A 19,456-nucleotide genomic window follows, 5' to 3' on the forward strand; every position below is an offset into this window, starting at 1 on the left:
CGGTAACTGATCGAGCCAGGGCGCGGCAATCTCACGCAGGCGGGGAGCAAGGGTGTCTGACCTAATGCGATCTGGCAGGCGGTCAAGGTGGGGGCGCAGTCGGTGAGCAGGTCGAGTAGCAGTCCCCTGAGGCGGTGCAAGCAATCGTCTATCGCATCCTTGCGGCGGCGTACCCAGCGCACCGCCCCTGCCTCCTCGATCTCGGGGCGCAGCATCCTGGCGGCCGCCACCAGACTGGGCGCGATCTCCGCGGTCATCACCGCCACTTCCACCGCCTGTAGCTTCCCCGACCAGCGGGCCGCCAGACAATCAGGTATCAGGGAAAACGTGCGGTGCCCCTGCGGGCAATACCAGCGGGCGATCCGTGCCCCCCGAGGCCGCTTGCGCGCATAGCTGCCGTGGCGGGCAAAGCCACAGCCCCCGGCAGGATGCAGCGGACAACACGTCAGGCTTGCTTTCAACCAGCCTTGCTGGGTAACGTATTGTTCGCCGGTCAAAGGCGTTCTCAACCGCAATAGCACACCGGCCACCGGCCCGCACGGCGGCTACCGTGGCGGGCCACTTTTATGGGTTGGCCTCAGATCATGCCCCTGTCCGCCCCGATCCGCCAGCCCGGTGAATCAATCCGGGCACTTCGCCTCACACCCGACTCACACTCTGCCACCACGCTGGCTCTATCAACGAGGAAATAATCCGCTTCAGATCAGGCGGTGATCAGCGATTTGGGGTGGGAAACAACACCCGTGCTGGGCCTGATCTTCCTGAGGTACGCCGAGCGCAAGTACGCAGCAGCCGAAGAGGTGCTCGGCCCGGTGGGTTCCGGGGGGCGACGCAAGGTGAGCAAGGACGACTACCTGGCCGAGGGGGTGATCTTTCTGCCAGAGAATGCCCGATTCTCGCACCTGTTATCCCTCACCGAGGGCGACAACATCGGGAAAGCCATCAACGATGCCATGAAAGCCATTGAGGAGGAGAACCCCGACCTCAAGGGTGCCCTGCCGCGTACCTACACGCGCCTGGAGAACTGGGTGCTGCAGGAACTGCTAAAGCTCATTGGCCCGGTGGATTTGTCGGGGGATGCATTCGGCAAGGTCTACGAGTACTTCCTGGGCAACTTCGCGCTGAAGGAAGGCCAGAAGGGCGGGGTCTTTTACACCCCCGAGTCCATCGTCAAGCTGATCGTGGAGGTTATCGAGCCTTACCATGGGCGCATCTTCGACCCTGCGTGTGGGTCAGGCGGCATGTTCGTCCACTCGGCGGACTTCGTGGAGCGTCACCACAAGACGGCCATGGACGAGATCTCGATCTTTGGAACCGAGAAGGACCAGACCACCGTCAACCTCAACAAGATGAACCTGGCGGTCCATGGCCTCTCCGGTGATGTGCAGGTGTCCAATACCTACTACGAAGATCCACACAAGGCTGCCGGGCGTTTCGATTACGTCATGGCCAATCCTCCGTTCAATGTGTCGGGGGTGGACAAGGAGCGCCTGGAGGGTGATCCCCGATTCCCCCTCGGGATGCCCAGGACCGACAACGCCAATTACCTCTGGATTCAACTGTTCCATGCGGCGCTGAAGCCCACCGGTCGGGCGGGGTTTGTCATGGCCAACTCGGCGGGCGATGCCCGAGGCAGCGAGCAGGTGATCCGCCAGAAGCTGATCGAGTCCGGTGCCGTCGATGTGATCGTCTCCGTGGGGCCGAATTTCTTCTACACCGTCACGCTGCCCTGCACCCTCTGGTTCTTCGACCGGGACAAGGAGGACGGAGAACGCGCTGATCAGGTGCTATTCATCGACGCCCGGCATATTTACCGCCAGATCGACCGGGCACACCGGGACTGGCTGCCGGAGCAGGTCGAGTTCCTGGCCAACATCGTGCGCCTCTACCGTGGCGAAGCAGTGGAGCTGGATCAGGGCAGTGAGCCGCTGCTGGCCGAGAAGGGGTTGGGCCAGGGCTACGCCGATGTGCCTGGGCTGTGCAAGGTGGCGACTCGGGCGGAGGTTGAGGCGCAGGGGTGGTCGTTGAATCCTGGGCGGTACGTGGGGGCGGCGGCGAGGGAAGCTGAGGATGTGGATTTTACGGAGCGGCTAGAGGAGCTAGCTGAGGAGCTGGAGGTGTTGAACTCAGAGGCGAGAGAGCTTGAGGAAGTGATTGCACTGAACACGTCTGCTCTGGTCGGAGGGCAATAATGAGCGACCAGTGGAAGAAGTGCTTGCTTGGTAACCTTGTCGAATTGAAGAGGGGGTATGATCTACCAACCTCTTCCAGGACTCCTGGCGACTATCCTATCGTCTCTTCCAGTGGGGTCTCCGGCACGCATGTAGAAGCCAAGGTCAAAGCTCCTGGAGTTGTTACTGGGCGATACGGCACCTTGGGGCAGGTTTTCTATATCAAAGAAGATTTCTGGCCGCTCAACACTAGCTTGTATGTGAGAGACTTCAAGGGGAATCACCCTAAGTTTATTGCATATTTCTTAGGCTCTCTTGGTCTTGCAAGCAGCAATGCAGCAGGTGCTGTGCCGGGACTAAACAGGAACCATCTTCACCAGCTAGAAGTATCTGCTCCTGATTACGTGGTACAAGAGAAAGTTGCGGCCTTTCTCTCCGCCTACGACGACCTCATCGAGAACAACACGCGCCGCATCGAGATCCTTGAGGAGATGGCCCGGCGGCTGTACGAGGAATGGTTCGTCCACTTCCGCTTCCCTGGGCATGAGGCGGTAAGCTTCAAGGACAGTGAGCTTGGGAAGATTCCGGAGGGGTGGGATGTTGTTCAGCTCAAAGATATTGTAAATAACTTTGATAGAAAGCGAAAGCCTCTTTCCAAGAAGCAGAGATCAGAAAGGCAAGGTGACTACCCTTACTATGGAGCTGCGAAGATTTTTGACTACATAGATGACTATCTTTTCGATGGGCGATATTTGCTTTTGGCAGAGGATGGTTCGGTCATAGATAAAGATGGTTATCCAGTCTTGCAAATTGCTAACGGAAAGTTCTGGGCGAACAATCACACACACATTCTTCAAGGGAAGCACCCAGTCTCAACTGAATTCTTATGCTTAGCTCTTTCAAGGCACCCTATTTCCGGTTACATAACAGGAGCCGCCCAACCAAAAATTACACAAGAAAACATGAATAGGATTCCCTTGATCATAGGCGCTTTGGAGACTCATGCTGCCTTCGACAAGCTGATAAAGCCAATGTTTGATATGCAGGAGACACTGGTAAAGAAGAACACCAACCTCCGCGCCCAACGTGACCTACTTCTCCCCAAACTGGTCTCCGGTGAGATCGACGTATCCAACATCTCCCTGCCCGACGACAAGGAGGTCGAAGTCGCATGACACCCCCGCCATCCCCCGCCTCTGCCTACTCCGAGGACACCCTGGTAGAACAGCCCGCCATCGCGCTGTTCGCTGACCTGGGCTGGGACACCGCCAATCTCTACGGAGAGTGGACGGGGACGGTATCAAGCGAGGGACGGCAGACCCAGCAGGATGTGGTGCTGGTGTCGCGGCTACGGGTGGCCCTGGAAACGCTCAACCCCAACCTGCCCACCGATGCCCTGGAAAAGGCCTTCGAGGAGCTGACGCGCGACCGCTCCAAGTTGCTGCCGGTGAACGCCAACCTGGAGGTCTATCGGCTGCTCAAGGATGGCGTGAAGGTGGAGGTGTCCGAGGAGGACGGTGGCACCGCCATCGAGATGGTACGGGCCATCGACTGGCGTCAGCCCGAGAAAAATGATTTTCTCCTGGTCTCGCAGTTCTGGGTACGCGGCGAGTTGCATACCCGACGCCCGGACCTGGTGGGCTTCGTCAACGGTTTGCCACTGTTGTTCCTGGAGCTGAAGGCCAGCCACAAAACCCTCAAGGCCGCCTATGACGGCAATCTGAGCGACTACCGCTCGGTGATCCCCCAGCTATTCACCTACAACGCTGTGGTGATGCTCTCCAATGGCTCCGAGACCCTGGTGGGTGGCACTTTCTCCCCCTGGGAACACCTATTCGAGTGGAAGCGGATCAACGACGAGGGCGAGAAAGGGGTGGTGTCCCTAGAGACTGCCATTCGGGGTATCGCCGAGCAGACGCGGCTGCTGGACATCGTGGAGAACTTCACGGTGTTCGAGGAGGCCCAGGGCGGCATGATCAAGAAGATCGCCAAGAATCACCAGTACCTCGGGGTGAACAAGGCCATCGCCGAGCTGCTGCGGATCAAGGATCGACCTGCCGGTGAAGCGGGTCGGCTGGGGGTTTTCTGGCATACCCAGGGTTCGGGTAAGTCCCTCTCCATGGTGTTCTTTACGCAGAAGATCCACCGCACCATTCCCGGCAACTGGACGTTCGTGATCGTCACCGACCGCAATGAGCTGGACGAGCAGATCTACAAGACCTTCGCCGCCACAGGGGCGGTCAACGAGGTGGAAGCCCACGCCGAGAGCGGCGCCCACCTCAAACAGTTGCTCAGCGAGGATCACCGTTACGTCTTCACGCTGATCCAGAAGTTCGGCACGAAGCAGGGCGAGACCTACCCAAAGCTATCCGACCGCCAGGACATCATCGTCATCACCGACGAGGCCCACCGCTCCCAGTACGACACCCTGGCCATGAACATGCGCACGGCGCTGCCCCATGCTGCCTTCCTGGGCTTCACCGGGACGCCGCTGATGGCCGGCGAGGAGAAGACCCGAGAGGTTTTTGGAGACTACATCTCGGTGTATGACTTCGGGCAGTCCATCGCCGATGGGGCCACGGTACCCCTCTACTACGAGAACCGTATTCCTGAGTTGCAGTTGGTCAACGACAACCTCAACGAGGATCTGACCCGGCTGCTGGAAGATGCCGAGTTGGACGAAGATCAGGAGAAGAAGGTCGAGCAGGTGTTTGCCCGTGAGTACCACCTGATCACCCGCGATGACCGCCTGGAAGCCATCGCCGAGGATCTGGTGCAACACTTCATCGGCAGGGGGCATCAGGGCAAGGCGATGATGGTCTGCATCGACAAGGCCACCGCCGTGAGGATGTACGACAAGGTTCAGGCCCATTGGCAGGCCAACCTGGCACGTCTCCAGGCTGATCTGGCCTCTGCCCCCGAGGAGCAGCAGGCAGTGCTCCAGCACAAGATCGAGGTCATGGAGACGACCGACATGGCGGTGGTGGTCTCCCAGGGGCAGAATGAGGTGAAGGAGCTGGCGGACAAGGGACTCGACATCCTGCCCCACCGCAAGCGCATGGTGGAGGAAGACCTGGACGAACGGTTCAAGGATGCCAATGACCCGCTGCGGCTGGTCTTCGTCTGTGCCATGTGGATCACCGGCTTTGATGTGCCCTCCTGTTCGACCATCTACCTCGACAAGCCGATGAAGAACCACACCCTGATGCAGACCATCGCCAGGGCTAACCGCAAGTACCCCGGCAAGGAAGCAGGACTGATAGTGGACTACGCAGGGGTATTCAGGAAGTTGCAGGAGGCGTTGGCCATCTATGGCGGCACCTCCTCTAAGGCTGGTGAATCATCGGGCAATCAACCGCCTCAGGATGACGACAGCCCCATCAAGCAGAAGGCCGAACTGGTGGAGTACCTCAAGCACCTACTGGCCAAGGCGATCACCTTTCTGATCGAGAAACAGGTCGATCCAGAAGCGATCAAGGCGGCAGAAGGCTTCAACAAGGTAGCCCTGCTGGACGACGCCGTGGAGAAGCTGCTGGAGAACGAGGAGACCAAGAAGGCCTTCCTGAACCTCGCCAGGGCCACCTCCCGAGTCTACCGAGCCATCCTCCCCGACCCATCAGCCAATGATCTGGCCCCTGATGCGGTGCTGGTCTCGGTGCTGGCCCAGAAGATCAAGGCCCTGGAGCCTGAGGTGGACATCTCCCAGGTGATGAAGGAGGTGGATGACCTGCTGGACCAGTCAGTGGCCCCGGTGCCTTACGTCATTGAGGAGACGGATGAAGAGAAGCTCTTTGACCTCAGCCAGATCGACTTTGAAAAGCTCAAGGCCAAGTTCAATAGCGGCAAGAAACGCACTGAGTCCGAGAAGCTGCGGGCATTGCTGAACCAAAAGCTGGAAAGCATGGTGGCCAGGAACCCCAGCCGCGCCGACTTTATGGAGAAGCTCCAGAGCCTGATCGAGAAGTACAACTCCGGGAGCTTGAACATCGAGGCCTTCTTCCAGCAGTTGCTGGCATTCACTGAGGAGTTGCAGGAGGAAGACCAGCGAGCGATGCGTGAGGGGCTCACTGAGGAGGAACTGGCGCTATTTGACATCATCACCAAGCCGGCGCCGGAAATGACCGACAAGGAGATCGCTCAGGTAAAGGCCATGTGTCGTGAGCTGCTGGAGACCCTCAAAAACGGAAAATTGGTTTTGGACTGGAGGAAGAAGGCCAAGGCCAAGGGGGATGTCCGGCGGACCCTGGAGATTCTTTTTGATCGGGAACTGCCGGAGAGTTTCGATGAGGAAATCTACACGGAAAAATGCGAAGCAGCCTTTCAACACCTCATGACCAATTACTATGGCGGTGGGCAGGGTGTGTATCAAATGGCAGTCGCAAGGTATTGATAGGGTATCAACGAAAGAAGAACACAGGCCTGGTGCTGGAGGATTTATATGATCAAGCTTTTTGTTATTTTAATACCCGCGTTACTTTTGCTTGGCTGCGGCGATAGCTATGAGGATCTGATTATGGAAGGAGAGCCGGCCTTTGTTTGCTCACAATTAAATCAGTACCATGTAGAAGGTAATGAAGGCGCGAAAAACCGACTGCTTAGTATCGTCATGCGTCAAACTTCAAGATACTATGATGCACCCGGGCCCGTTAGTGACTTCTTTTCTAACTACATTGCTCGTGATTTTGATTATGCAGCTCAGTTTGTACAGAGTCTTTCACAGGCCTGCATTGATGCCCCGAGTAGAAACATAGTGACTGTAAGTGTTGAGACAGTCGAGTCTCTCTACGATGAGCTTTCTAGACATCCGCGATGGGCTCTGTGTTACTCTTTTGGGAATAGGGGTGTGGGTTATCAAGAAATAATTCACGAGGCTGCTAATCCTACAGTGTTTATCATTGGCGGCGATCCTAACGCTTTTTATATCTCAAAAGTATTATCAGGTGAAGGATTCGGCCACAGCTACCTAGAATCTCAGCTCGAGAGGCGATGTGCTGATCAAAAAGGCCGTCGCATAATGTCAGTGCTGGGTACAGTTGCTCGTGAGGGGTATCGCATTATTGAAGACACCGAGCGTGAAGCTAGAATTGAAGAAGAACAACGTCGGCGAGCCGAGGAAATCGCAGAATTCTCTGTAAATATATTGGACTCAGATAACGCGTCCTGCGCTCGGCTCCATGAACAGCTGAATGCGTCACGAGGCGACGATGGCGGACCAATCCGCGATGCAATTGAGGAAATGGTCTATGATATTGCAAATTATTTAGAGCCCCACGAGGCCAGAGTGCTTGACTCCATGATAGATCAAGCTGGAGGCGCGATTAGCTTTGCTTATGGACTAAATAGAAGTTGCCGACCACCACACGCGTCAGTTGTTCGTCATGTGCAAAGTTTGCCTGATATAGAAATGGCACTTACTGACTTGGAGATCCAGGTAAATGACTTTTATACTGAACAGCGCGAGCTAGAGTCCCGCTGTCGTTTTGCGGATTCAGAAATGTGTATTGAAGCGCGGCTCGGTGCTGGTGTTGCATACGAAGCGGGGCAAAAATTTATTTCGTGCAACCAAAACAACAATAACCATAATAGTGAGGTGCCGTGTTTTGGTAGCCTGGAGGAACATTTTGAATATCAGAAAGATCTTGCAAGGAAAGAAAATATTCACCGCAGAGTAAGCGAACTAGAAAGAATTATAAGGAACCCAACACAAGAACTTCCAAATGCAGGGCACGCCATCAATCAGTTAGCCGAAGCATGCAAGCGTAAAGCTATTAATGATGGCTTAAGGGGTGGCGAATATCAGGCATATGTAACCGAGGTTTGCAACCCCGGTGCAATATATATATTCAATAATAAATACATTAATGAGCGTAAAGAAATGCAGGCTATGTTGAAGGAAGTGGATCGGCGAATCAATGCTCGCTTAGAGGCTTCGAGGTAAATTGATCGATAGAGAAAGTCAAGGATGGATTCGGGGGGGGGTATCGTAATTAGTTTGTCTTTTAGGATTTGTGTTAACAGGAGCAAAAATGACGTCGGGGGTTGATTGCTTCGTTATATGCTCAGTGAGCGTGCTTGCGTTCCTGAGTATAAGCGACGAGAGTTTATCACGATGGCGTAAGTTATAGGTTTGAGAGTGCTCATATGAAAAATCGGAGGTTTATAAAGCGACTGCAATGTGCCAAGTGTGCCGGTAGAGGGTGTTTTGAGAAAAGTAAATACGTCACTTGTGATGCATGTGAAGGTAAAGGCTGGGTGGAGCCGGTACCACTAAAGGAGGAGGTGTGCCCAATATGCGCAGGTGATGGCGTTGTCGAGCTGGTAGAGTGTGTGGCGTGTCAGGCCTGCCATGGTAAGGGGTATTTTGTAAAGGTGGCCGAATTAAGGGCCGAGAAGGTCGTATGTGAGGGCTGTTCCGGTGTCGGCTATGTGGTGTCCACAAGGTGCCCCATATGTGATGGGACATACGAGCGGGAGCTGAGTGAAGGCGAGGTCGCCACACTACTGATTGGACTATGTTTTTCAGAGAACGCTGACGATGAAGTCCTGCATGACATGACATCTACTGACGAGGCCGCTTATGCGTTAGATGATCGCGTGGTTTGTTGGGGGTGCGACGGGGTCGGAGAAGTATATGTCGCTGAGGACCTTGCGCAATGCCAAGTATTCGGAGAAGTATATATCGCTGAGGACCTTGCGCAATGCCAAGTATGTGGGGGTGCGAAGTTTATCAGTGGTAGTGAAGTCGACCCAGAAATGCCGAGTTCGTCCACGCATAATGAGTTAGCTCGTTATATGATGTCAGGCTATTGGCATGAAGGTGGTAGTTGGTATACCCATTGCGAGAATTGCGACAGAGGAGCTGTAGATGGGCGTCGTGTGAAATGCGAACGATGTGATGGGAAAGGAGTCTACGTGAAATATCGTGAGGTGGATGTGACGCCCGGTGTTACTTCGGGAAAGTAATTAAACGTTTTGGGATAGGAAGTACAGAAACCTCGCTAATCGGTCTGGCGGTTCTTGCTCAAAAAGACAAAGAGTATGCCAGCGGCTCAGATGTTAATTGCCATGAGCTCAAGGGATTCAACTCGCTGTCCTGAATACGAGTGGCCATCAGTATATCTATAGCTCGAAATTTGTTTAGGCTAAATATGGTGGTTAAATGGCGACGATTATTTTTTGGTCTACGTGTCTTGTGGATTTCGTTACGTTCGCCGAGCGTTTACGAATGTGGAAAAGAATAGACGCGCGTTATAGCGCCCCTCCTGTTAGCATACATTCCGTCTGGCTTGATAGAGTATTTGAAATGATCTGGATGCGAGTGAGAAGCGCCTAAAAAGCCGCGATATCCTCCTCACAAACTTGGCGAGCGGAGAGTTTCGAGTCTTGAAGCAAAGTAGGAAGTGTAGGAGCGATCAGTGAAGAACTTTGTTGATATCGCACGGCCCCTGCTGGATACCCTCTCTGAAGATAGGGGTCCAGCCGAAATTTTAACCCCAATCAGTACCCCGATCGGGTATATAGGGTTCGATGGCAAGGCGGTGCCGCTGAACGGGAGACCGGAAGACTGGGATCTTGGAGTCGTAGATGAAGTGACCGAAGAAAATAGAAGGGCGGCGGTTGATGTGGCAGAGGAATTAGGTATTGACGTGCTGGCATTTTATAAATCGTTCCGATTCGAGGATCATGCGCCATTTCGAGGGCAATGGGGTATCTTTCTGATTAACGCGGGTATCGGGGCGTTAGCGGGCGAGTTGAAAGGCTATAAGCCATATCTTAAACTAACAGAACTGGTTAAGATTGCTGCTGGGGCACTATACCAACATGAGCGGTACCACTTCTGGATCGATGCATGGGCTCTTGCACAAGAGTGCATACCACTATCCGACAGAGTAAAGCGCTACGAATATTACTTGGCCCGAAAGCCGATGTTGGCCTTGACTGATGACGATATAGAGGAAAGTCTTGCCAATCGCTTTGCGTTGGGCCAATTCAGAAATAATTTCCTAAGTGATGGCTCTCGAGCGTATCCGCTGTTGAGGCGTTTCTTTTTGAGGTGCCCATCCCCTTACTGCAGGTTTGACTTTGCGGGTAAGGCGCTGAGGGCATCTGAAGGTTTGCTATCGGGCAGCATCCTCAATGGGCTTCAGAGTGCTGCACTGGATTTTGTGCTCATTTCCAGACAAGAGACTGAGTTGCCTTTGCTTTGGGCACAGAGTGTTAGGCCAAACATCAGAGAGTACCCACTGAACTCTGCCGAGCTGTGTCCTGTGTTCTTGATCAAAGATGAGGAATATGCGGGTCGGGTTCAGCCTTACCAAGGGCCTAACCGTGACGAGTTCCGGCGATTTGTAGAGCGGTATCTGAACGGAGAACCGCAAAAGCGGACAGATCATGAATTTTATCGGATTGATAATGGCCAGAAAGTAAAGTTCCCGAATCCGCATGTGAACAGGATCAAGGGCCATGAATTCAGTAACATCTTGCTCAAGGCTGGGATGCGCCGTGCCGACTTCCAAAAAGAACGCGAGGCCACAAATAGGTGGAGGAAGCATGTCCCAAGGCTTGAGGCTAAGCCTCCGCTGAGCAATTAGCCTTGGAGAATCTTTGTGTGCTTAACGATACAACTGAGCTTCCCGATGCATCTCAGGTCTTGACGATGAAGTCGTTTCGTATATTGATAATTAGTTGTTTACCTGTGCTTGTTGTTCATGTGGCGAGGTTTATAATGCGTTAAGTTAAACGGGCAGCCCACCAGGAAAGCTAACCTTATATAAACATGGCAATGAGGAAGATCCCTTGATTTTTGTGCTGCCCTGAAATCAGAAAGTGACGGAGACGTAATGGATATGAATTGTCGCTGGGTCAATATCTGTCCGTTCCTTTTGAAAAAAAAGCTGCCGGCGCCTGTGCTCACCGTGACCTTGATGGCCACCATGAGACACAGACGCCGACAGCCCCGAGGGGGGCAGGCAAACACTATATCCAGCCTTTCTCGGCGAACGATACATACCCCTCATGCCCCACCACCACGTGATCCAGGGTACGGATGTCCATCAATGCCAGGGCATCCTTGACCCGGCGGGTGATGCGCTGATCCGCGTCGCTGGGTTGGGGATCGCCGCTGGGATGGTTATGCACCATGATCACGGCGGCCGCATGGTGTTGCAGGGCATGCTGGACCACTTCCCGGGGGAAGACGCTGGCCGCGTCCAGGGTACCCCGGAAGAGTTCCTGGAAGGTGATCACCCGGTGGCGCTGATCCAGCAGCAGCACCCCGAACACCTCATAGGGATAGTCCAGCAACAGGGTCTGCAGGCAGCGATAGACTTCCTCGGGCTGTCCCAGGCAGCGACCTCTGCGCAGACGTCGTCGGGCCAGCATCTTGGCCAGGTGCAACAACTGCGCTTCGGTGACCGCTTCGCTGAGCTGGTAGGTGCCGGGTGACTCCCCCGCCAGCAATTTGGGCCGGGCTTTGGGGGACGAGGCCTGGGAGGCTGGAGGTGTGGGAGATGAAAGCGCCATGGTTGCCTCCTTCACGCGGCCAGTGTCGTGCCCTTGAGCTGGGCAAAGCGCTCGGTGAGCTTCCACAGCGCCCGGTTGAGCCGCACATCCTCGGTGACGCTGCGGATCGGACGGGTACGCGTGGCACGCCCGGATCGTGACCGTCCTCGAAGCCCCCCTTTGAAGAGGTTTTCCTGGGTGCGGTTGAACACGCTCCATAGCGTGCCATTGGCATCCTCCGTGCGCCTGGCTTCCAGGATGTCGGCCGGCTTGATGGGACTTGACTGCTGCCAGTCATCGCCATAACGCAGCGATAATGCCGCTTCAGCAAACAGATGGGCCTCGCCCTGGCTGACCAAGGTGGATCGGAAGGCCTCCACACCCTGGGCAATCTTGGGCACCTGGTGGCTCAGTTCAATGGACCCTTCCAGGATCTCATCGACGATCTGCTTGCCGTGGCGGACACGAATCCCTCCCACATCACCGACCGGCGTGACCATGCCATTGAGACAGATCAGCCGGAACAATCCCAGATCCAGTTGATAAGCCGCTGAGCGGTCATGGCTGTTGGTCAATACCAGTTCGGTGATGCTATCCCCGACCGCCATCTGTCGGTCTGGGTCTTGCCGAAAGCGAATCATGTGCCGCGTCACTGCCTGGCGATCGGGGTCGCGCACGTTCGTCTGCTGGGCACGCACGGGATACCAGCCCTCGGCCTGCAAGGCATCCACTACCTGAATGGTGGGCACAAAACCGTAACGGTCGGAGACGGCCTTATCCGGTTGCTGCGCGAAGATGGCCGGGGCCGTGCGATGAAGTTCGTCGTGACTGAGAATCTGCATGGTGAATGTCCTCTTGGTTTACGTTGCGCACAGCATCACCGCCCGCTCCCCGAAGGCAGCAGGCGATTGATGGGTGTCCTGAGTGGTGTTGATGAGAAAGGGGGGAACACCGCCCAAAGCGGTGACTTGGGGCGTCAGGCAGTCCTGGAAGACTCAGGCCTGTCGGGCTTGCTGGGCAGCCATGGCTGGCCCTTTCGAGTTCGTTTCGGCCTGGGCATCTTTCTCAGAGCCCTGCTTTGGGGATTTGGCCTGCAGCTTGTCGGCCAGGGCCACGGGTTGCGAACGCTGCCAGGCATCGGGCGCATCGGGATAAAACTCCTCCACCACGTCGATGGCTTCCTCGGCACTGTCCTCGAAGGCCCCATTGGCAAAACCTGCCTTGGCCGCCTTATCCAAAGCCTCCTGGTCAAATCCCGACTCTTGGCGCTCGGCATCAATGCGCTGGGCTTCGATGAGAGCCTCTTGGAGCGTCCACCCCTCACGCAGGGTGATGTCCACGTAAAAGATGGGTGTGCCATGGCTTTGTCGGGTGGACTTGCCCCGTAGCCGCAGCTCCAGGGGCAGACAGGCCAGGCGATTGCCGGATATCGCCTTGAAATAAGCCAATCGGGCAGCCAGGGTGCGGATGGAGTTGAACCCCGTGGTGCGGAAGATGAAACACCCCAGCGGATCCTCCTCCCCGACCAGCACATTCAAACGCCCATAGGGCTTACAGGCACCGCCCTGGGCCAGGGGGCAGGTATCCGGGGCCGGACAAGGCAAGGTCTCCATGCCCTCACGGGTCTGGCGCTTGCAGGTCTCGCCATCACCGACGCACAAAGGCCGCGCCGTTTTCCGGTCAAACAGGGCATATTCGGCCCGCAGGTTCAGATCGGGTTCGTTGAACAGTAAGTGGATGGGAATGCGCCGCAGTTTGCCCTCCTGCTGGGTGCGCAGGGTCTCGTCCAAGGGGTGACGTATCCAGCCCTCCTGGGTCTGGAGTTGGGAGGTGAGCGTGAATTGATCGTCCTTTTGGGGCAGACGCTTGCCGCCCTTTTCCACCACCTTGCCAATGGCAATCCGTCCCAGGATGGGTGGGGTAATGACCAGGCCTTTGAGCATGACAGGTCTCCTTGAGTGATTGAGATCCCTACCTGACAGACAGCCCAGGACGTGACCGCCACCCACGCAGCGGCCCGCCCTGGACTGAACAGGACAGAAGGGGTTATGGACAGAAGAGGGGGGGACTACGAATCCAGCATCACAAAACGCCGCTGGCCGGGACTTTCCTTCTGGTAGGCCGCCACCAGGTCCGGATGATCGGCCTTGAGCGCCTGGGTGTTGAGCCGATTCACCGGAGCTGTCTGCTTCCAGCGCACCCGGCCCGTGGGGAACTGCGCCACCGTGGCTTCCCCCATCGCCTGCTGCAGGGTGTGACGCAACTGGGCTTCCTCCTGGCCGCGTTGCGCCAACTCATCCCGGACCCGCTGTAATCGGGCAAAGACCTCGCACAGATCGGCATCATCCGAGAAATCCACCGTCTGGCCAGAATCCCGGGGATACAACCGTCGCAGCGCCTGTCCCGCCGAATCACTGGCATCTGCCGGTGGGGGCACATCCTGCTCCACAGAACGCCAGAACTGGGCCTCCAGGGCGATCAACTGCTCGATCATCGCCTCATCTCGTTCGATGCGATGGATCTCCAACTGCTGACCGGCAATCAGCACCGCCACATCGGCCGCCTGATGACCGGTCACGGCCAACTGATGCATCACCTGCAGCTGCACATACTCCGGCACCCCGTACTGCCACAGCTTCGCGCCATGCATGCCGGCTGTCTTGCACTCCAGGATCTGGACATCCTCTGATCCCACCACTTCACGATCCAGATTGGCCAGCATCCAGCTGTGTTCGGTGTGCTGCAGGATCGCATTGACGCGTCGCACCTTGCGCCCGGTGTGCTGGGCATAGTGCTCGGCGACGATGGGCTCCAGGACCGTGCCCCAGTGAAGCGGGCATTGAAGTCGATCCTGACGCCTGTCAGAGGACTCGGATGCTCCTCTGCCGGTTTTCTCCATCCACAGGGTCAGAGGGGACTGATAGGGGTTCAGCCCCACGGCCGCTGCCGCGTCGGAACTGCCAATCCCCGACTGACGAATTGCCAGCCAGGCACGGTGATCCAGCGCCCGGGTATTGACCAGGCGCCGTGCCTGCCCGTGACGACGCCCCGGTGAGAGGGTTTCCTGGGCAGGGCAAAAGGCTTGCTGGGTTTGACTCATGATCATGCTCCTTGGGATACAGACACGGCCCAGCCGCCCGCTTCTACTCAGGAAGCAGGCTGGCAAGGCAAAGGGAAAGGCAAAGGGATTAGGCCACCTGGGGACGGAAGGTATGGCCACAGGCCTGACAGGCGTAGTTGTCGAGGACCTTGTCATCGAGTTCCTCACCCAACCGGGCACCGGCCACACCACCTGCAGTGCCCCCGACCAGGCCCCCGAAGAGGGCACCGGCCAAGGTACCCATGGCAATCCCCACCGGACCGCCAACCACACCCAGGGCCGCACCTGCTTTGGCACCGGTCAACACCCCCGCCGCACCACTGGCCGTACCGGCCACTGCACCCGTGGCACCACCCACCTTGCGACCGTACTGGCGAGATACCACCTGAGATGAACCACAACTGGGACAAGCGATCGTCATATCGACCTCCTCAAAAAACGACAAAATGAAACGTCCAACGAAGAAGCCCATGCTTCTTCAAGGAGGTGATATAGGGCTGACTTTCGTTTAAATCGACAGTTCCCCGCTCCTGTTGAGAACCTTTTTTGCTCAAAATGCGGGGCGAGGTATAATTTATACTTTTTTCAGAAAAATAAAAGGAGATCTCAAGTTATAATCTGATCATAAGAAAATAGTCTATCATTATTATAAGTGACTTGTCCGATTTAATCCGAAAACACAATTATTGAGAGAATTTTTCTACGGTAATAGTAATATGTCTTTAAAAGTATCTCTGATATTCCTAAGGATTAAATATTCCCAAAATATTTAATCCTTATAGGAAATATAAGATAGATTAAAAAATAATAAAAATAATATATAAAAAATAATAGATAAGAATAATAGATAGTAAAAAATATAATAATATTTATATAATAATCTTTTTTTAAAAAAAAGTATAGAGTGATTAGATACTGGGGATTGGGTCTGACGATTTGAAGATATGCCGTCCTTCAGATCGTTATGGCCGAGTCAATCTCTGCATGCTTGCTGACCGTAACGCCGCCAGCCCCTGGTCAGTACGCCCTTGATTCTTACAATGGCCATGTGTTGCGCAGGCCGAATGTATGGCAAACCTTGAAAGGGAGCTTGAATATGTTCGATAGACAAAACATCCGACACCCTGATTGTACGAAGCTCATACTGCACTATGACTGTGAGTACCAAGGCTACCCTGTCTTGAGGCCAGGTGAGGGACCTCTAATCGCGCAATACCTGGACAGCAGCCTCCAGACGATCCATAAGGCATTCATGGATTACGGGCGGCTGTTCGCTTTTCGGGTCGATTTGCGCTACCCCGCCAACATGAATCACCAGCCGATGCATGACGACAATCGAGTCCTCAAAAATTTCTTTGGTTATTTCAGCTATGAGCTTCAGCGACTCAATACCAAGTACCGTTCGAAGGTTCGTTACATCTGGGCTAGAGAGAAAAATCACTCTCATCTGCCGCATTATCACCTGATGTTCCTTCTCAACTATGACGCTTTCAATTCCCTGGGCAGCGCTGAGCAAAGTCCTGGCGGTGGCTATTTCGGTGACAACATGTACCATCGCTTGGTCAGGTCTTGGGCTAAAGCGATTGATTGGCCGTTGGAGCAGATGGGCGGCCTTGTCCACATCTGCCAGTCTCCCGATACTGGGCAATGGTCGCAGTGTGTTATTCGAGGAGATGCTCAGGGCATGAATGAACTGGTGCGAACGGCCAGTTACCTTTGCAAAGCGCATACGAAGTATTTTGGGCAGCGCAGCCACAACTTTGGAGCCAGTCGCGTCTGATAAACGTCTTAAAAACAGTAGCTTGTCGCTCGCTTGTGTCGATTACGCCCGGGCATGCCCTCTCGGGATCACGCACAAGGTGTCTCAGAGCTTGCCTGAGAGGAGTTGGAGGTGTTCCTGGTATGAATGTACTAGGGTAAATAATAAATCGCTTAAAAAGCTTCTCATTGCCTTCTGCGATAATGGTGCGCGATGTTGTGATATGCTGCCCTGAATTTCGGCGAGATTTTACGACTCTTCTAGGCGCTTTTGGCTCACCAATGGCGCAGGATAAAACTTGTCCTGGTATGCACTGCTGGCATGGCAACAAAGAGACTTTTTGGTTGTCGTGACAGTCTTTTTTGAGGTTGTCTGAGCTTGAGTAGGTCTTGTTGGCATATATCATGCGGTGTAGCGCGCCTAAGAGTGGATCTGCGGGGCGATCGATTGTCAGGGTATGTCTTGGTACTGGGGGTGTTCATTTTCGCTCAAATTCGAGCTCTCCTTGGTTTTTTAATATCAGGCTTGACGATGATTATCTAGGTGATTTTGAAATTATCAAGGGCTTCAGAGAATTTTTCTGAACTTAAAAAAAGTGATCGATGGAATGCTGAAGAAGAAGTTTGTCTTGTTAATTTTATTTTTTTGGGTAGCTGCGCCAGGGTTTGTGCTGGCAGAGGTTCGCATCGCGTCCTGGAATATCCAACATTTAGGATGGCAGAATGATAAAAGCTACCAAGCAGTGGCTCGAGTGGCATCTCAATATGACTTTCTAGCGATACAGGAATTAATGAACGCAGAAGGGATTGAACGTTTGGAGGCGATGTTGGAGGAAAAAACAGAGGAATCGTGGTCTTCTATCTACTCGCATCGGCTTGGGACGAGCACCTATTTGGAGAAGTATGCATTTCTTTGGCGAGACTCGGCGGTGCAGTATGTAGAGGGGGCGGTGGTTTACCTGGATGACGCGGATGTGTTTGCCCGTGAGCCCTTCAGTGCGGTATTTCGCTCGACAAACACGGGGCAGGAATGGGTGGCTGCCACGGTGCATGTCGTCTACGGGCGACGTATTTCTGACCGCACGCCAGAAATCCACGCGTTGAGGGGGTATTGGGACTGGCTGGGAGAGATCTATCCTGAACATCAGGAATATCGGATGCTCTTGGGGGACTTCAATCTGCGTCCAGGGCACCCGGCATGGGCTGAGCTGAGGGAAGTGGCGAAGCCGTTGGTGACTCGGGGTGCCACAACGCTTTCAACGCATGATCGCCAATATGCCAATCTCTATGACAATATCTGGGTGCCCAAGAAACATGGGCTGTCGATTAGCAAGGCAGGTATCGACAGGTTTCCCCAGAGCCTGAGTCAAACCACGCCTCATTACTGGAGCCATGAAAAGGCGAGGGCGCACGTATCTGACCATGCGCCGGTCTATGCCCTGTTGGGTGATGTAGAGCGCCATCCTTTGCGGTCCGGGGAGTTGTACGTGCCTAATCGAATCGGGTCTTCAGGAGACCGGCCTGCAAAACAGGCCTGTATTGATCTCAATGAATCCAGCCGCTCTGCCTTGACGCGCTTGCCTCATGTCGGGCCTGCCAGGGCTGATCAGATCGTTGATGGGCGCCCGTGGGGAGGTGTCGGTGACCTGGAGAGCGTGCGTGGCTTGGGGGGAGAGCGCGTGCGTGATATTAGTCAATCTGGGTTGTTATGCGACTGACGTGAGTGACAGTACGGGCGGGCAAGGGCCAGACGTGGGCGACAGCGGGGGAGCCTGGCCCTGGTTAGCAACCCCCGCTGTCAAGTTAGCTGGAACCTGACCCGCTGTTAGACCCTTAAAACCTCGAAGGCGGCGAAGAGAAAGGGATCAGATGAAGCACTCTGAAGAACCGCTGGGCGGCAGTGCCCGAAAAGCTGGTCCCCCCAATAATCGGCCCAACTCCGAGGTGGCAGAGGAAGAATGGATTAGCGCCGCAGATCTCAGCGAAGCCGTTGAGCTGATCCATTACGGCTGACCCAGGGGCGTCGATTTGAGCGATACACCAACGCCACATGGCCCGCATTACTCCCAATCATCGTCCTCGTCATCCTCATCGATATCAGTACAGGCAGCCGGCCAAATTTCTGAGCAACATACCGCTTCCTCACCTGACAGAGCATCGGACGGCATATGCTTGATCATTCTAAAATCCTTGGCGCTCATAATTTCATGAACTGTTTTTACGAGTAGAGGGTAGACTCTATCAGTATCGAGCGACCATCCTGAATCACATAGTGAGGAAAGCTTAACGCTATAAAGCCACGGTTTGTGGCTCCCGCCTCTTTTCACCCTGCCAATCCAGAGTGTCCTTTGTCAGGCCACGAAACAGCTTGTCCATGCCGAACTGGAGGGAGGGTACTGCCCCGGAGAGGAAGAACAGCGCCATGTGCCTGAAGGTCAGTGAGCGCTGCCGGGAAAAATCCTGGGGCCGGTAGCGATGCACGGCGACGAACTCGGGGTCATCGAGGGCTGCATCAAGCTTGTTGAGAATTGTTCTCATAGAGGCAAGCGGGGTTCTGTTGGCTGGTCAACAGTTTTTTCATGGTTCTGGAAGTTTCTGGCTTGCCTGAATTTGAGATTATTTTTTCAACTTCAATCGGTTATTGCCGCCGAGCTTAAGTTTACGATATTGCCCATCAGCGTCGCCTTCTTGATCTGAAGCAGGAAATCCGTCACAAAATCCGGTAGTGTTTCCTCGACAGTCATGCGATGGATTAGACATGGAACACCGGAACCCTGCACGGCTAGCCGCCAGATCATCGGCCCCAGGACCAGGTGTGCTCTTGCACCCGGTTGTCTGCGGGGGGGGGGCACCCCGCCTTTATGGTTGCTTTGGCGCTGTCTAGCAGAGACCTGCGTGGAACTGCTCCGCTTCCGGCTCAACCTGA

The 19,456-nt window shown here is 54.8% G+C and carries 14 protein-coding genes; 7 read left to right on the forward strand and 7 right to left on the reverse strand.

The genetic code is table 11. The annotated features are described in order from the left end of the window. The coding region (locus tag ECTHA_RS20125) for a hypothetical protein (RefSeq protein WP_174411983.1) at positions 1–497 on the reverse strand (497 nt) is incomplete at its 3' end. 246 nt (positions 498–743) lie between these two features. Here ECTHA_RS20125 and ECTHA_RS0100790 point away from each other — a divergent pair. The 5 genes from ECTHA_RS0100790 (at position 744) to ECTHA_RS0100810 (ending at position 10,762) form a co-directional block, all read left to right on the forward strand. Continuing rightward, positions 744–2,192: a type I restriction-modification system subunit M gene (locus ECTHA_RS0100790; RefSeq protein ID WP_244875607.1), complete on the forward strand. Its 1,449-nt coding sequence runs from the start codon at positions 744–746 to the stop codon at positions 2,190–2,192. Continuing rightward, positions 2,192–3,346, forward strand: a complete 1,155-nt coding sequence (locus ECTHA_RS16400; RefSeq protein ID WP_051582518.1) for a restriction endonuclease subunit S — start codon at positions 2,192–2,194, stop codon at positions 3,344–3,346. Before ECTHA_RS0100790 ends, ECTHA_RS16400 begins: the two co-directional genes overlap by 1 nt. Next, entirely contained in the window at positions 3,343–6,561 is a 3,219-nt protein-coding gene (locus tag ECTHA_RS0100800) for a type I restriction endonuclease subunit R (RefSeq protein WP_026623421.1), read from the forward strand. The genes ECTHA_RS16400 and ECTHA_RS0100800 overlap by 4 nt, the downstream gene beginning before the upstream one ends. Positions 6,562–6,609: 48 nt before the next feature. Beyond that, a complete protein-coding gene (locus ECTHA_RS19710; RefSeq protein WP_156946776.1) occupies positions 6,610–8,109 on the forward strand; it encodes a hypothetical protein in 1,500 nt (499 codons plus the stop codon). A 1,477-nt stretch (positions 8,110–9,586) separates the two neighbouring features. Next, complete coding sequence (locus ECTHA_RS0100810) at positions 9,587–10,762, forward strand: hypothetical protein (protein WP_026623423.1); 1,176 nt, start codon at positions 9,587–9,589, stop codon at positions 10,760–10,762. Positions 10,763–11,147: 385 nt separating this feature from the next. Here the strand turns inward: ECTHA_RS0100810 and radC are convergent, their stop codons facing one another. From radC to ECTHA_RS0100835, 5 genes are all read right to left on the reverse strand, one after another. Continuing rightward, the gene (radC, locus tag ECTHA_RS0100815; RefSeq protein ID WP_051582519.1) at positions 11,148–11,693 is read right to left on the reverse strand and encodes a RadC family protein; all 546 of its coding nucleotides are present in this window, start codon (positions 11,691–11,693) and stop codon (positions 11,148–11,150) included. 11 nt (positions 11,694–11,704) lie between these two features. Continuing rightward, on the reverse strand, positions 11,705–12,514 hold the full coding sequence (locus ECTHA_RS16405; protein WP_035368892.1) for a DUF932 domain-containing protein: 810 nt from the start codon (positions 12,512–12,514) through the stop codon (positions 11,705–11,707). 153 nt (positions 12,515–12,667) lie between these two features. Continuing rightward, the gene (locus ECTHA_RS16410; protein WP_051582520.1) at positions 12,668–13,615 is read right to left on the reverse strand and encodes a recombination directionality factor; all 948 of its coding nucleotides are present in this window, start codon (positions 13,613–13,615) and stop codon (positions 12,668–12,670) included. Positions 13,616–13,740: 125 nt separating this feature from the next. Beyond that, a complete protein-coding gene (locus ECTHA_RS16415; RefSeq protein WP_084306612.1) occupies positions 13,741–14,772 on the reverse strand; it encodes a YqaJ viral recombinase family nuclease in 1,032 nt (343 codons plus the stop codon). Positions 14,773–14,860: 88 nt separating this feature from the next. Further along, complete coding sequence (locus ECTHA_RS0100835) at positions 14,861–15,193, reverse strand: hypothetical protein (RefSeq protein WP_026623425.1); 333 nt, start codon at positions 15,191–15,193, stop codon at positions 14,861–14,863. 675 nt (positions 15,194–15,868) lie between these two features. On the opposite strand from ECTHA_RS0100835, the gene ECTHA_RS0100840 reads away from it, so the two are divergent. After that, the gene (locus tag ECTHA_RS0100840) at positions 15,869–16,552 is read left to right on the forward strand and encodes a YagK/YfjJ domain-containing protein (RefSeq protein ID WP_035368894.1); all 684 of its coding nucleotides are present in this window, start codon (positions 15,869–15,871) and stop codon (positions 16,550–16,552) included. A gap of 586 nt (positions 16,553–17,138) precedes the next feature. After that, positions 17,139–18,248 carry an endonuclease/exonuclease/phosphatase family protein gene (locus ECTHA_RS0100845; RefSeq protein WP_156946778.1) on the forward strand — a complete coding sequence of 370 codons (1,110 nt, stop codon included), beginning with the start codon at positions 17,139–17,141 and terminating at the stop codon, positions 18,246–18,248. A 571-nt stretch (positions 18,249–18,819) separates the two neighbouring features. On the opposite strand, the gene ECTHA_RS0100860 is transcribed toward ECTHA_RS0100845, so the two are convergent. Continuing rightward, a complete protein-coding gene (locus tag ECTHA_RS0100860; RefSeq protein WP_026623429.1) occupies positions 18,820–19,068 on the reverse strand; it encodes a hypothetical protein in 249 nt (82 codons plus the stop codon). Positions 19,069–19,456: the final 388 nt, after the last annotated feature.

It is taken from the genome of Ectothiorhodospira haloalkaliphila ATCC 51935 (assembly GCF_000633935.1).
GTDB classification, from domain to species: domain Bacteria; phylum Pseudomonadota; class Gammaproteobacteria; order Ectothiorhodospirales; family Ectothiorhodospiraceae; genus Ectothiorhodospira; species Ectothiorhodospira haloalkaliphila.